Source organism: Delftia sp. PX-1, from assembly GCF_055797465.1.
This window is the reverse complement of record NZ_CP184763.1, coordinates 5355591-5369248: the sequence shown is the minus strand read 5'-3', so window position 1 is coordinate 5369248 and position 13658 is coordinate 5355591. Positions and strand designations below refer to the sequence as shown.

13 protein-coding genes are annotated in these 13658 nt (G+C 66.8%); 8 read left to right on the top strand and 5 right to left on the bottom strand.

Annotated features, from left to right (window positions below; genetic code table 11):
* Window positions 1-144: 144 nt before the first annotated feature.
* Window positions 145-489 carry a hypothetical protein gene (locus ACN20X_RS24525; RefSeq protein ID WP_047217375.1) on the bottom strand — a complete coding sequence of 115 codons (345 nt, stop codon included), beginning with the start codon at window positions 487-489 and terminating at the stop codon, window positions 145-147.
* Window positions 490-497: 8 nt separating this feature from the next.
* Entirely contained in the window at window positions 498-752 is a 255-nt protein-coding gene (locus ACN20X_RS24520) for a hypothetical protein (RefSeq protein ID WP_016447741.1), read from the bottom strand.
* Between the two features lie 99 nt (window positions 753-851).
* Between ACN20X_RS24520 and moaE the strand changes: the two genes are divergently transcribed.
* Window positions 852-1313 carry a molybdopterin synthase catalytic subunit MoaE gene (moaE, locus tag ACN20X_RS24515; protein WP_017404080.1) on the top strand — a complete coding sequence of 154 codons (462 nt, stop codon included), beginning with the start codon at window positions 852-854 and terminating at the stop codon, window positions 1311-1313.
* A gap of 9 nt (window positions 1314-1322) precedes the next feature.
* Here moaE and ACN20X_RS24510 read toward each other — a convergent pair whose 3' ends face one another.
* Window positions 1323-2216, bottom strand: a complete 894-nt coding sequence (locus tag ACN20X_RS24510) for a DMT family transporter (RefSeq protein ID WP_241150317.1) — start codon at window positions 2214-2216, stop codon at window positions 1323-1325.
* Window positions 2217-2320: 104 nt separating this feature from the next.
* On the opposite strand from ACN20X_RS24510, the gene ACN20X_RS24505 reads away from it, so the two are divergent.
* From ACN20X_RS24505 to ACN20X_RS24480, 6 genes are all read left to right on the top strand, one after another.
* Window positions 2321-3229 carry an AraC family transcriptional regulator gene (locus ACN20X_RS24505; RefSeq protein ID WP_017404082.1) on the top strand — a complete coding sequence of 303 codons (909 nt, stop codon included), beginning with the start codon at window positions 2321-2323 and terminating at the stop codon, window positions 3227-3229.
* Between the two features lie 133 nt (window positions 3230-3362).
* Window positions 3363-5975, top strand: a complete 2613-nt coding sequence (gene clpB, locus ACN20X_RS24500) for an ATP-dependent chaperone ClpB (protein WP_473210000.1) — start codon at window positions 3363-3365, stop codon at window positions 5973-5975.
* Window positions 5976-6005: 30 nt separating this feature from the next.
* Window positions 6006-6365 carry a hypothetical protein gene (locus ACN20X_RS24495; RefSeq protein WP_016447736.1) on the top strand — a complete coding sequence of 120 codons (360 nt, stop codon included), beginning with the start codon at window positions 6006-6008 and terminating at the stop codon, window positions 6363-6365.
* A gap of 210 nt (window positions 6366-6575) precedes the next feature.
* Window positions 6576-8012 (top strand): aldehyde dehydrogenase family protein, encoded by a 1437-nt coding sequence (locus ACN20X_RS24490; RefSeq protein ID WP_016447735.1) that lies wholly within the window; start codon window positions 6576-6578, stop codon window positions 8010-8012.
* A 256-nt stretch (window positions 8013-8268) separates the two neighbouring features.
* The gene (locus tag ACN20X_RS24485) at window positions 8269-8790 is read left to right on the top strand and encodes a GNAT family N-acetyltransferase (protein ID WP_026062042.1); all 522 of its coding nucleotides are present in this window, start codon (window positions 8269-8271) and stop codon (window positions 8788-8790) included.
* Between the two features lie 50 nt (window positions 8791-8840).
* A complete protein-coding gene (locus tag ACN20X_RS24480) occupies window positions 8841-10052 on the top strand; it encodes a N5-glutamine methyltransferase family protein (RefSeq protein ID WP_016447733.1) in 1212 nt (403 codons plus the stop codon).
* 27 nt (window positions 10053-10079) lie between these two features.
* Here ACN20X_RS24480 and ACN20X_RS24475 read toward each other — a convergent pair whose 3' ends face one another.
* Window positions 10080-10625: a hypothetical protein gene (locus tag ACN20X_RS24475; protein ID WP_473209999.1), complete on the bottom strand. Its 546-nt coding sequence runs from the start codon at window positions 10623-10625 to the stop codon at window positions 10080-10082.
* A 228-nt stretch (window positions 10626-10853) separates the two neighbouring features.
* On the opposite strand from ACN20X_RS24475, the gene ACN20X_RS24470 reads away from it, so the two are divergent.
* Complete coding sequence (locus tag ACN20X_RS24470) at window positions 10854-11831, top strand: tRNA dihydrouridine synthase (protein ID WP_047217374.1); 978 nt, start codon at window positions 10854-10856, stop codon at window positions 11829-11831.
* Window positions 11832-11844: 13 nt separating this feature from the next.
* Here the strand turns inward: ACN20X_RS24470 and ACN20X_RS24465 are convergent, their stop codons facing one another.
* Window positions 11845-13647, bottom strand: a complete 1803-nt coding sequence (locus tag ACN20X_RS24465; RefSeq protein WP_473209998.1) for a phospholipase D family protein — start codon at window positions 13645-13647, stop codon at window positions 11845-11847.
* Window positions 13648-13658 lie beyond the last annotated feature (11 nt).

Here is a 13658-nt window from a genome sequence, read left to right as displayed (position 1 = left end):
GGAACCTCAGCTCCGGTCAGACGAGCTGGGGTTTGCAGGCTTTGCCCAGGCACAGGCACACGGCATCGCCGTGGCATGTGGGGAAGGCAAAGATTGCAGGCATGGCGCGCAGTGTAGCGCGCCTGAGCGCCTCGGTGGTGACCTTCAGGCTGCGCCTTCGGCGCCGGGAGGGGTTGATGCATCGGGCAGCAGCGGTGCCTGCCACTCCAGCAGCTCGGCCAGGCGCTGCACGATCCAGCGCGCCTCACCAGGGCTGACGATGGAGCCATCGGCCGCAAGGCCCGCGTGCATGCCCAGCAGCACGCCTTGCTCCGAGGAGTTGCCGGAGTGGTAAAGCGTCTGCGCCTGCTCGACCAGGTGGCTGGCCAGGTCCTCGCACAGTTCATAGCGCCCGACCACGTCTGCAATCGATGCCTTGAGCCGGCCGTGCCGGTCGGCATACAGGGCGGCAAAGCTCGGCGGCGGCTGTATCTGGCTGGTCTCGTCCATGGCGCGCCTCAATCGGGTTCGAACAGGCGTTCGAAGCGTGCGATGTCTTCGGCCAGCTCGCAGCTCACCAGCTGGCCCATCTTGCCGTCGCCCAGCCGGTGGGCTGCAAACAGCGTGGCCTTGCCGCGAAAGCCGTAGTCGGGCAGGTGGATGATGGTGTAGGGATGGGGCACGAACAGCTGGTGCTCGTAGACCACGCGCTGCTCGTTGCGCGGCGAGGGGTAGAGCGTGTATTCGGGGGTGGTGATCGTGAGTGTGGCCATGCGTGGCCCGCCGCAGCAAAAAAGCGCTGGGGGCGGGGGAGGGCAATGCTACCGCGTTCATCGCCTTCTGGCGCGCCGCCGCCCTGCGACAATGCGGGCATGCAAGCAGCCCGTGTATCCATCCAGACCGAGGATTTCGACGTATCGGCCGAACTCGCCGCCCTGCGCTCCGGCGACGCCCGCGTGGGGGCGGTCTGCAGCTTCATAGGCACCGTGCGCGACCGCAACGAGGGCGCCACCGTGGCCAGCATGGAGCTGGAGCACTATCCGGGCATGACCGAGAAATCCATCGAGGCCATCATCGACGAGGCCGTGCAGCGCTTCGGCATCCATGGCGCGCGCGTCATCCACCGCATCGGCCCGCTGCAGCCCATGGACCAGATCGTGCTCGTGGCCGTCACCGCATCGCACCGGGGCATGGCTTTCCAGGCCTGCGAATACATCATGGACTACCTCAAGTCGCTGGCGCCTTTCTGGAAAAAGGAACAGACGCCCGAGGGCGCGCGCTGGGTGGATGCGCGCGTCAGCGACGAAGAGGCGCTGGCGCGCTGGCGCCAGTGAGCTGACGCTTCAGGCCCTGCGCAGTGCGGCACCCCGCAACCATTGCGGCGGCCGGAACACCAGCAGGTTGCCGAACATCACCAGCAGCAGGCCACCCACGGCCAGCGGCGTCCACACATAGCCTTCGAAAAGGGCCGAGATACTGAGCGCAACGATGGGGAACAGCACCGTCGCATACGCCGCCTTCTCGGGGCCCAGGCGTCCGACCAGGGTCAGGTAGGCCGTGAACGCGATCACCGAGCCCGGAATGGCCAGGTACAGCCAGGAGCCCACATAGGTCCAGCTGGCATCGAAGCGCCAGGGCAGGCCTGCCACCAGCGCATAGCCGGTCAGCAGCAGCGTGCCGGCCAGCATGCCCCAGGCATTGGTCTGTGCGGGCCGCCAGCCCATGGACTGCAGCGAGGCCGACAGCATGTTCCCGCAGGAAAAGCACAGCGTGCCCAGCACCGCCCAGGCCAGGCCGGGCAGGCTGGCATGCCGGCCTGCGCGCAGCTCGGGCCAGAACAGCGCCACCAGGCCTGCAAGGCCGAAGAGGCTGCCGGCCAGCACATGGGGCGCCAGCCTGCGGCCGTGGATGATGCGCGCCAGCAGCGCGTTCCAGAGATTGGCGCTGGAGAACACCACGGCGGCCAGGCCGCTGGCCAGCGTCTCGCTGGCATGCATGAAGCACACGAAGTTGAAGCTGAACAGGCACAGGCCCTGGGCCAGCACGCGCGGCAGCGCCGGGCCGCGGGGCACGCGCAGCTGGCGCGACCAGGCCAGCCAGGCGAACATCAGCACGGCGGCCAGCGCAAAGCGGTAGGCAATGGACAGCTCCACGGGCACGGTGCCCAGCTGCAGCTTCAGGGCGATCCAGGTCGAACCCCAGATCAGCACGACCAGGGCATAGAGGGTGGCAGTCATGGCCGGTGATGATGGCGCCGCAGGCTGGGCGGGCATGGCAGATTCCTGCGGTTTGATGGCCTGGCGCCATGCGTCGGTATGGCTGCGGGACCACAATCGCTGCCATGACGCCCACGCCGCTGCCCGAGCTGCCCTCCAGCCACCTGTGCCAGGTGCTGTCACGCTCCAAGGCCCGGCTGCAGCGGCGCGTGCGCCTGAGCGAGGGGGTGGAGCTGGCCGTCTGGGCCAATGTGGACGACGAGGTGCGCTACTGCCAGCCCGGTCACCACACGCTGTCGGTCTACCTGGCCGGCGGCGAGGGCTCGCAGCTCAAGGCGCGGCCCGAGGCCATGGGGGCGCCGGGGCGCATCTGCATCTTCACGCCAGAGGACGAATCGCACTGGCTGGTGCGATCGCCCGTGCAGTTCCTGCACCTGTATGTGTCCGACCTGGCCTGGGCGGGGCGCGTGGTCCGCATGCTGGATGCCGAGCCCCGCTCGCGCACCTTGCGTGCGCAGATCTACGGGGACGATCAGGCCTTCCACGCCGGTGCCCGTGCGCTGATGCAGCTGGACTGGCAGGACCCGCAGCAGCAACTGGCGGCCGATGCCATTGGCCAGCAGCTGGTGGACCGGCTGGTGCTGCAGTCCGCCACGCCGCGCCAGGTGCAGGCGCTGCAGCGGCCGCTGGGCGGGCTCTCTGCGGCCGTGCGGCGCAGGGTGCTTGCCCATATCGAGGCGCATCTGCATGACTCCAAGGCCGTGTCGCTGCCGGCACTGGCGAGACAGGCCTGCCTTTCGGAATTCCATTTCGCACGCATGTTCCGCCAGAGCATGGGCTGCACGGTGCACGAATGGGTGCTGCAGCAGCGCCTGGCCCGGGCACGGCGTGCCCTGTCTGCGCGCAACGTGCCGCCGCTGGCCGAGCTGGCGCTGGATTGCGGCTTTTCCAGCGCCAGCCACCTGGTGCGCAGCTTCCGGGCGCATTTGGGCGTTACGCCTACGCAGTTCTCGATCTTTCAGCGCAATGCTTGAGAAGGATGGCCGGCCTCGCCGGCCTTGATCTGGCGCAAGCGTCTGTCCTTGCGGGCCGGGCATGGCTTGAAATTTGCCCTGCCGGTATCAGATAAATCGCAATGACCCTGTTTCAGGAGCGAAAAGAAACACCATGCGAATCGACAAACTGACAACCAAGTTCCAGGAAGCCCTGGCCGACGCGCAAACGCTGGCCCTGGGCGGTGACCAATCCAACATCGAACCCCTGCACCTGCTCGTGGCACTGCTGCGCCAGGACGACGGTCCGCGCTCGCTCTTGCAGCGTGCCGGCGCCAACCTGGGGCAGTTGCAGGCCGCGGCCGAGAAGGCCCTGGCCGATCTGCCGCGCGTGCAGCATCAGGACCAGGTGCAGGTCGGCTCCGAGCTGGGCCGCCTGCTGCAGGTGACCGAGAAGGAAGCCCTCAAGCGGGGCGACCAGTTCATTGCCAGCGAGCTGTTCCTGCTGGCGCTGACCGATAGCAGCGGCGCCTCCACGCGTGCGGGCCAATTGCTCAAGGAAAGCGGCGTGACGCGCTCCACGCTGGAGTCCGCTATCAACGCCGTGCGCGGCGGCCAGACCATGGACAGCGCCGAAGGCGAAGGCCAGCGCGAGGCCCTCAAGAAATACACCCTGGACCTGACCGAGCGCGCGCGCATCGGCAAGCTCGATCCGGTGATCGGCCGCGACGACGAAATCCGCCGCTCCATCCAGGTGCTGCAGCGCCGCAGCAAGAACAACCCCGTGCTCATCGGCGAGCCTGGCGTGGGCAAGACCGCCATTGTCGAGGGCCTGGCCCAGCGCATCGTGGCCGGCGAGGTGCCCGAAAGCCTCAAGAACAAGCGCGTGCTGTCGCTGGACATGGCGGGCCTGCTGGCCGGCGCCAAGTACCGCGGCGACTTCGAGGAACGCCTGAAGTCCGTGCTCAAGGAAGTGGCCCAGGAAGAGGGGCGCATCATCCTGTTCATCGACGAGATCCACACCATGGTCGGCGCCGGCAAGGCCGATGGCGCCATGGATGCGGGCAACATGCTCAAGCCCGCGCTGGCGCGCGGCGAGCTGCACTGCATCGGCGCGACCACGCTCGATGAATACCGCAAGTACATCGAAAAGGATGCGGCGCTGGAGCGGCGCTTCCAGAAGGTGCTGGTCGAGGAGCCCTCGGTCGAGGACACCATCGCCATCCTGCGCGGCCTGCAGGTGCGCTACGAGGCCCACCACGGCGTGGACATCACCGACCCGGCCATTGTGGCCGCGGCCGAGCTGAGCCACCGCTACATCACCGACCGCTTCCTGCCCGACAAGGCCATCGACCTGATCGACGAGGCTGCGGCCAAGATCAAGATCGAGATCGACTCCAAGCCCGAGGTCATGGACAAGCTCGAGCGCCGCATGATCCAGCTCAAGATCGAGCGCGAGGCCATGAAGAAGGAAAAGGACGAGGCCTCGCAAAAGCGCCTGCAACTGATCGAGGAAGAACTCGGCAGCCTGGAGCGCGAGTACGCCGACCTCGAAGACGTGTGGAAGAGCGAGAAGGCCAGCGCCCAGGGCTCCGAGCAGATCCGCAAGGAGATCGACCAGATCCGTATCCAGATCGACGAGCTCAAGCGCAAGGGCGACTTCAACAAGGTGGCCGAGCTGCAGTACGGCAAGCTGCCCTCGCTGGAAAAGCAGCTCAACGAAGCCCAGGCCAGCGAGCAGGGGCAGGGCGGTGCGCCCGCCCACAGATTGCTGCGCACCCATGTGGGCGCCGAGGAGATTGCCGAGGTGGTCAGCCGTGCCACGGGCATTCCCGTGGCCAAGATGATGCAGGGCGAGAAGGACAAGCTGCTGCGCATGGAAGACCGGCTGCATGACCGCGTCGTCGGCCAGGACGAGGCCATCTCGGCCGTGGCCAACGCCATCCGCCGTTCGCGCTCGGGCCTGTCCGATCCCAACCGGCCCACCGGTTCCTTCCTGTTCCTGGGCCCCACGGGCGTTGGCAAGACGGAACTGTGCAAGGCGCTGGCCGGCTTCCTGTTCGACAGCGAAGACCATCTGGTGCGCATCGACATGAGCGAGTTCATGGAAAAGCATTCCGTGGCCCGCCTGATCGGCGCGCCGCCCGGCTACGTGGGCTACGAGGAAGGCGGCTACCTGACCGAGGCCGTTCGCCGCAAGCCCTACAGCGTGCTGCTGCTCGACGAGGTGGAGAAGGCCCATCCCGACGTCTTCAACGTGCTGCTGCAGGTATTGGACGACGGCCGGCTGACCGACGGCCAGGGCCGCACCGTGGACTTCAAGAATACGGTCATCGTGATGACGAGCAACATAGGCTCTTTGCTGATCCAGGCCATGGTCGGCGAGGATTACGATGATGTGAAAGACGCGGTCTGGGGGGAACTCAAGAACCATTTCCGACCCGAATTCCTCAACCGTATCGACGAGACCGTGGTGTTCCACGCGCTCGACGCGAAGAATATCGAGTCGATCGCAAGGATTCAGCTCAAGCTGCTGGAGCGGCGTTTGGAGAAAATGGACCTTGCGCTGCAGGTGTCCGACCAGGCACTGGCCGAACTGGCCAAGGTGGGCTTCGATCCCGTTTTCGGGGCCCGGCCGCTCAAGCGCGCGATACAGCAGCGGATCGAGAATCCGTTGTCGAAACTGCTGCTCGAAGGGCGCTTCCCGCCCAAGAGCACGATTGCGGTGCATGTGGACCCGGTACAGGAACCGGGCGTATTCCGGTTCGATGCGGCAGACTCCGCCTGACGCACCGGGCCAGCCAAGAAAGGCTTTGCTTTGAACGATTTCGTCGCCACCCTGACCCGCTGGGCCGTTCGCATCCTGCTGATGCTTGTGGGCCTGGTCTTCTTTGTCAGCCTGCTCACCGCGGCGGCGCTGCTGGCCCTGGTCTGGGCCGTGCGGGCGCTGTGGGCCAGGCTCACCGGCCAGCCGGTCATGCCCTGGGCCATGCGCATGAGCCCGCGGGCTGGCTGGCAGACCGTCTACCGCTCCGGCTCCGAGTGGATGGCCCAGCGCCCGCAGCGCGCCTACGGCGCGGCTGAAGGCGGTGGCCGTCGCGCAGGTGCAGGCGCAGGCGTGCTGCCGGGAGCGGGCGAGGTGACCGACGTTCAGCCCCGTGAAGTGCGCGAGCCCTGAAGCGTCTTGCTGCAGCCTTTACGCGGCCTGCGCATCTTCGCGCCCAGGCCGCGCATATCGGCCCGTATAGTCTGTAACCCTCGGGAGCCCGTGCAAGGCTCCCTTTTTTTTCTCCGAGCCGTTCTGGCTGCTTGCCGCCGTATCCAGCCAACCCGCAGGCGGCCTGTGCAGCATGAGAGCGTCTGCCGCGTCTTCTTACCATTGAGCCCTATGACCCAGATGGATCTTCATCGCGTCTTCGAACTTCAGTACCAGGCCAGCCGGGCGCAGGTGGACGTGCCGCTGCTGGTGCGCCGCGAGAGGCTGCTGCGCATGCAAAAGCTGCTGGACGAGCACGGCCCCGTGCTGGCTGCCGCAGTGCAGGCCGACTTCGGCATGCGCTCGCCACGGTTGACCGAGATGGTGGAGCTGTTCGTGCTGCGGAACCTGCTCAAGCACACGCTGCGCCATCTGGCGCGCTGGTCGGGGCGCCAGCGGGTGCGCACGCCGCTGATGCTGATGCCGGGCCGGGGGTGGATAGAGCGCCAGCCGCTGGGCGTGGTGGGGGTGATCTCCCCGTGGAACTATCCGGTGCAGCTGGCGCTGGGGCCTGCCATCACGGCCCTGGCAGCGGGCAACCGCGTCATGCTCAAGCCCAGCGAACTCACGCCGCACACGTCGGCGCAACTGGCCGCGCTGGTGGGGCAGTTCTTTGCGCCCGAGGAGTTCGCCGTGATCGAAGGCGATGTGAGCGTGGCCACGCAGTTCTCGGGCCTGCACTTCGACCATTTGCTGTTCACCGGATCGACGGCCGTGGGCCGGCGCGTGGCCCAGGCGGCCGCAGCGCACCTGACGCCGACCACGCTGGAGCTGGGCGGCAAGTCGCCCTGCATCGTCTCCACCGACTGCGACCTGAAGGAGGCGGCGCTCAAGATCGCACATGGCAAGCTCGTCAACGCAGGCCAGACCTGCATTGCCCCTGACTACGTGCTGCTGCCGCGTGGACAGGAGGCCGAATTCGCCGAGGCCTTTCGCGCCGCCGCGCAGCGGCTGTTCCCGCGCTTTGCCGGCAACCCGGACTATGCCGCCATCCTCACCAAGCGCCACCTGGCCCGCCTGCGGCAGATGCTGCGCCAGGCCCAGGGCATGGGCGCCCATGTCGAATGGATGGAGGACGGCGGCGCCAGCCAGGAGGGGGCGGACATGGCCTGGGGCGATGCCGTGGAGCGCCAGATGGCACCGGCCTTGGTCTTCAATGCCACCAGCCAGATGCAGCTCATGCAGGAGGAGATCTTCGGCCCCATCCTGCCCGTGATCAGCTACGACAGGCTGGACGACGTGGTCTCGGCCATCAATGCCGGGCCCAGGCCGCTGGCGCTGTACTGGTTCGGCCGCGACGAGAAGGTGCGTGATGCGGTGCTGTCACGCACCATCAGCGGCGGGGTGACGGTCAATGACACCCTGCTGCACTTCGCGCACGAGAACCTGCCCTTCGGTGGCGTGGGCGACAGCGGTTGGGGTGCCTATCATTCGGAGCAGGGCTTTGCGCGGCTGAGCCATCAGAAGGCGGTGTTCGTGCAGTCGCGTTGGTCAGGGGCCGCCATGCTGTATCCGCCCTATGGTGCGAAGTTCGATCGCATCATGGAACTGATGCGCCGCTGGCTGTGAGCAAGGGCTCGATCGGGCGTGTTGCCGGGCATGCCTGCATCGTGAGAAATTGTCAACTGATTCCTTGGCGAGCCTTGTGTTGCATGCACTAGCTGCTCTTTTTTGAAGAGCACATAGCACATCCGATAGCCGAGGGCAAGAAAACGAGCACAGCCGTACTTGCGTGCATGGCTAAGGGGCTCGATGCACGCAAAAAGCGCGATTCCGGTGAAAATCACGCCCTTCTATTTTCACCTGTTTTCGTTTCGGTTTTTCCATGTCTAGTATCCAGGTTCGTCCAGCCACTCTCCGCGATGCAAAAGCGATTGCCCAGATCCATACTGCTTCCGCCATGGAGGCTTACCGAGGTCTGGTTCCCGATGACCAGCTCAAGAGCATGTCGTCGGTAGAAAAACGCCAGGCCTATTGGCGCGAAGCCATTGAATTTTGCGAGCCCCAGGTTCAGGTCGCCATCGATGGCGACAAGATCGTCGGCTTCGTCGGCTTCGACCGCTCGCGCGATGAGAAGTCGCGCCAGACCACCGGTGAAATCTGGGCCATCTATGCTGCACCTACCCACTGGAATCAGGGTGTGGGCGTGGCCCTGTGGGACGCCGCACGCGACGGCCTGCTTGAAGAAGGCTGCACCAATGTCACGTCGTGGGTGCCGCTGCGCAATGAACGCGCGCTGCGCTTTCACGAGCTCGCCGGCTTCAAGCGCGAAATGTCCACCGCCAAGACGGCCCAGGTGGGTGGTCTCAAGATCGAGGAAGTGCGGCTCAAGCGCGCACTGAACTGATCGGGTCTCCGACCCGCTTTCCCCCTAAATCACTCACGGAGCAGCAGGCCTTGTCCTCTTCCCAGAACTGGTCCCTGCTGCAATGGCAGGAGAACGAGGCCACGCAGGCAGCGCTGTGGCGCGCGGACAGCACCATGACCGCACCGCGCCGCATCGTCATCGCCGACGACAGCCTGTCTGCCGACAGCGCCTACCGCCTGGCCTGCGAAGGCCAGGCGATGCTGTGGCGCGGCGATTTCCAGAATGCCAGGCAATTGCTGTCGGCGCTGGGCCGCCGCCTGGACAAGCCTGCACGTGAGACGTCCGCCAAGGCTCGCCATCGGCGGGCCGGCAAGCAAGACGCCAAGCCTGTCTTTCCCCATGCCTTCCACCTGCACCGCCAGGCGCTGGCGCAGCGGGCACGCATTCTGTCCAGCGTGATGATCGAGCTCGATGCCAGCTGGCATTGCGCCCTGCGCCGCGCACCGGACTGGAGCGAGGCCTGCCGCGAGGCCTGGGGCGACATTCCCGCCGATCAGGGTGCGCGCAGCGTCATCGTTCCCTTGCGTGAACTGCTGGGCGCGCTGGGCGCGCATGAGTGGCGCAAGAAGGGCGTGGCCCTGGCTGTGCCGGGCATGCCGGAGTTCAGCATTCATCCGCACTACGGCGTGTTCTCCCCGGTGCGCGGCGAGTACCTGGATCTGGTGGCGCAGGCGCCCCTGCCGGCCGCAGCCCAGCAGGCCGATGCCGCAGTCTGGGATATCGGCACGGGCACGGGTGTGCTTTCCGCTCTCTTGCTGCACCGTGGCGTGCGGCAGGTGGTGGCCACCGACCTGAGCGACCGGGCCCTGGCCTGTGCGCAGGACAACCTGCAGCGACTGGGATTGGCGCAGCGCGTGAGCCTGCGCAAGGCAGACCTGTTCCCCGAAGGCCGGGCCGCCCTGGTGGTCTGCAATCCACCGTGGTTGCCGGGCAAGGCCAGCTCCCTGCTGGAGCAGGCCGTCTACGACGAAGGCAGCCGCATGCTGCGCGGCTTTGTGCAAGGCCTTGCAGCGCATCTGCTGCCGGGCGGCGAAGGCTGGCTGATCCTGTCGGATCTGGCCGAGCATCTGCAACTGCGCTCGCGCGAGCAATTGCTGGAGTGGATCGAGGCCGCTGGCCTGCAGGTCCTGGGCCGAGAGGACATCCGTCCACGCCATGGGAAGGCTGCGGACGCTGCCGATCCGCTGCACGCCGCACGCGCTGCCGAAGTCACCTCGCTGTGGCGCCTGGCGCCTCGCTGATCGCCGGCACCCACGCTTTCATCCCGGTCAGGCGCCTTGCGCTGCCATTGACTCGTTTGCCTCTTGGGGCAGCAGATGCTGCAGCCGCTCGCGCAGCGCATCCGCGCGCTCGTTGCCGGCATGCTCCTGCACGGTCTGCAGCAGCTGCAAGGCGGCGGCCTGCAGAGCCGCCAGGTCGCGCGCTTCGCGCAGCAGATGGCGCAGCACCTGGGCCTTGTCCTCATGGCGGTTGGCGAACATGCGCTCGCACAGGTCGAACAGATACATGCGTGTGCCGGCCAGATTCAGCGTGGCGGCAGGGCCTGGTGAAGAGGGTTCCCTGGCAGCGGCAGGCGCCATCGCGGGGGGCTGCGGCTGGGGCGATGTTTCGATGGCATTGCCGGCCAGGCGCTGCAGATGGCCGCTGTCTATTAGCTGCTGTACCAGCTCCCTGGCCTGGGCACCCAGCACCTGCTGCAGCTGCTCCTCGGTGCGGCCATCGGCCATCAGCAGCACCGAGCGCTCGCGCAGCGGCAGGCTGCGCCGGCCGGGCTGCAGCTCTTCAAGGGCCTTGGCGGTTTTTTGCAGCAGCATGGTTGGGGCAGGGGAGTCCGACAAGCCCCGATTGCACGTTACATGAATGACCGTGGCGTGAAAAAGCCATGACAACTGGTCCGGTGCAACTTGCTGCGGCAAGGGCACAATCGCCTGCCGCCGCCTTGATGAGGGGCGATTCGAAGGGGCAGGCGGCCAGTACGGGCCGCAGGAATATTGTTTGATCTGTAACAGGAAGACGGGGCTGCAGGCCCCGGAACACAGCTGATGAGACTGTTGCTGGCGCCCATGGAGGGCTTGCTTGATTTCGTGCTGCGCGATGTGCTCACGCGCGTGGGCGGTGCGGACCGCTGCGTCTCTGAGTTCATCCGCGTCACGGGGACGCTGCTGCCCGACAAGGTATTCCTGCGCACCATGCCGGAATTGAACAATGGCAGCCGGACGCTGGCGGGGGTGCCCGTGCGGGCCCAGTTGCTGGGATCGGACCCGGACAGCATGGCGGCCAACGCGGCCAATCTGGCGCGCCTGGGGCCGGAGGGCATCGACCTGAACTTCGGCTGCCCGGCCAAGGTGGTCAACCGCCACGGCGGCGGCGCTGCGCTGCTGCAGGACCCGGAACAGATTGCGCGCGTGGTGGGCGCCGTGCGTGCCGCCGTGCCAGCGGCCATGCCCGTGTCGGCCAAGATGCGGCTGGGTTTCAATGACACCGCCCTGATGACCGAATGCGCCCAGGCCATGCAGGCCGGCGGTGCCTGCGAAATCGTCGTTCATGCCCGCACCAAGCTCGATGGCTACCGCCCGCCCGCCTACTGGGAGATGATCCCGCGCATCCGCGAATCCGTGACCGTGCCCGTGGTGGCCAACGGCGAGATATGGACGGTGCAGGAGGCGCTGCGCTGCCGCGAGCAATCGGGTTGCAGCGACCTGATGCTGGGGCGGGGAATCGTTGCCGACCCGGGCCTGGCGCTGGCCATTCGCGCCGCCGTTGAAGGTGAGCAGACCCCGGCCGCCGAGGTGTACTGGAGCGACCTCGTGCCCCAGGTTCAGCGCTTCTGGGACATGGTCTGCGAGGACTTGGAGCCGCGCCAGCGCGCAGGCCGTCTCAAGCAATGGCTGAACCTGCTGCGCCGCCGCTTTCCCGAGGCCGAGCAGGCCTATCAGGAGGTGCGCACCCAGACCGATCAGCGCGAGATTACCCTCTGGGTCCAGGCGCTGGCTCGGCGCCAGGAGTGGGCGGGGTTGTAGCGCTGTCGCCCGCCTACAGCAGGTGGTCCGGCGCCAGCGGGCCCAGGAGCTTGAGCATCAGGCGCAGGCCCCAGCTGGCATCGGGCTCGCTGTGCTCGTCGGCGCGGTCGCTGTCTTCCGAGGCGCGCCAGACCAGTCCTCCATCCTTGTCGATCTCCACGCGCCAGCTGCCGTCCTGCAGGCCCTCGTCAATACTTTGCGTGGCCAGCCGGCCGAACTCGCGGCTGGCGATGAGCAGGGCGATCTCGGTGTTCTGCAGTTGCGAGCGCAGGTCCAGATTCATCGAGCCGACTGCCACCAGGTGACCATCCACCACCAGCAGCTTGGAATGCAGCATGGCGCGCGAGGCACCCGTGGCGCCTGAAGGACCGCCGCCGCCACTGCTGCCCGAGCCAAACGCAGAGCGGACACTGGCCGCCGTGCTGCGCATCTCATAGAGTTCAACGCCCATCTCCAGCAGCGCCTTGCGGTGGCGTGCATAGCCGGCATGGGCCAGGGGCGCGTCATTGGAGGCCAGTGAATTGGTCAGGATGCGCACGCGCACCCCGCGTTGCCGCGCGCCGCGAAACGCCTCCATCATGTCCGGACCGGGCACGAAATAGGGCGAGACCACCAGCAGATCGCGCCGCGTCTTGCGGACCAGGGCCAGCAGGCCGTCCACTACCGAATCGGCCTCCAGCACTGGGCGCGCCGCCTGGCGCAAGGCCGGAGTTGGCTGGCCCATGGGCAGCGTGCCAGCAGGCTTGGCCTGCGGGCTGTTCGGGGCGGGTGTGGCTGGCGCAGACGCGTCCGCACTGCTGCTCGGGCTGTCATCCCTGTCCAGCGGGATCTTGGCCGGCTGGTCCACCAGCACGGCGGCCGAGGCCCAGGTCCATGGCGCCTTGCGCAAATCCATGGGCTGCTGGTCCCAGATGATGCGGCTGTGTTCGGCGGCCTGCTCAGCCGTCTTTGCCTCTTTGGCGGCAACGGCAGGCGTAGGGTCCTCGTCCTGCGCCTGATCGCCATCATCGGCAAAGCGCTCGCGCAGCTGCTTGAGCTCCTTGAGACTGATGAGCGACTGAACCGGATAGGCGCGCGGGTTGTTCCAATAGCTGTCGAAGCTGCGTGACAGATCGCCGACCACCGGCCCCGCAGCCAGCACGTCGAGGTCCACGAAATTGCTGGCGCTGTCCGCGTCGAAATACGCATCGCCCAGATTGCGCCCCCCGATCACGCCCATGGCGTTGTCGGCAATGAAGAGCTTGTTGTGCATGCGCTGCTGCGCCCGCTGGAAATCCGTCAACAGCGTATAGGCCCGCCCCAGCACGGAACTGCGTGCGCCCGCCAGCGGGTTGAACATGCGCATCTCTATGCCCGGCACAAAGGCCAGCCGCATGACCTGCGCATTCGCACCCGTGCTGTGGAAGTCGTCCAGCAACACCCGCACCCGCACGCCACGCCGCGCCGCCTCCACCACGCCGCGCAGCAGGCGCTGCGTGCTCTCGTCGGCATGGATGGCGTAGTACTGCAGGTCCAGCGTCTGCTGCGCTCCCTCGACCAGGGCCAGCCGTGCGCCGTAGGCGGCCTGGGCGCCGGACAGGAGGGTGAAGGCGGAGGTTTGAGGCCTGACGCTGGCTGGCCGCAATTGCTGCACCAAAGAGCCCAATGGCGTGCTTTGCGGAGCTTCCAAGGCGGCAGTGACGGGGCGATCGACCTGAGAGGGCAAGCTGCTGGCGCAGCCGCAGACCACGGCGGACACCAGCAGGACAAGCGTGGTCCGCAGGCCTCGGAAGAGGCTGACGGATGGAAGAGGCTGTAGGTTGCGAGCGCCGGACATGATTCGAAGAT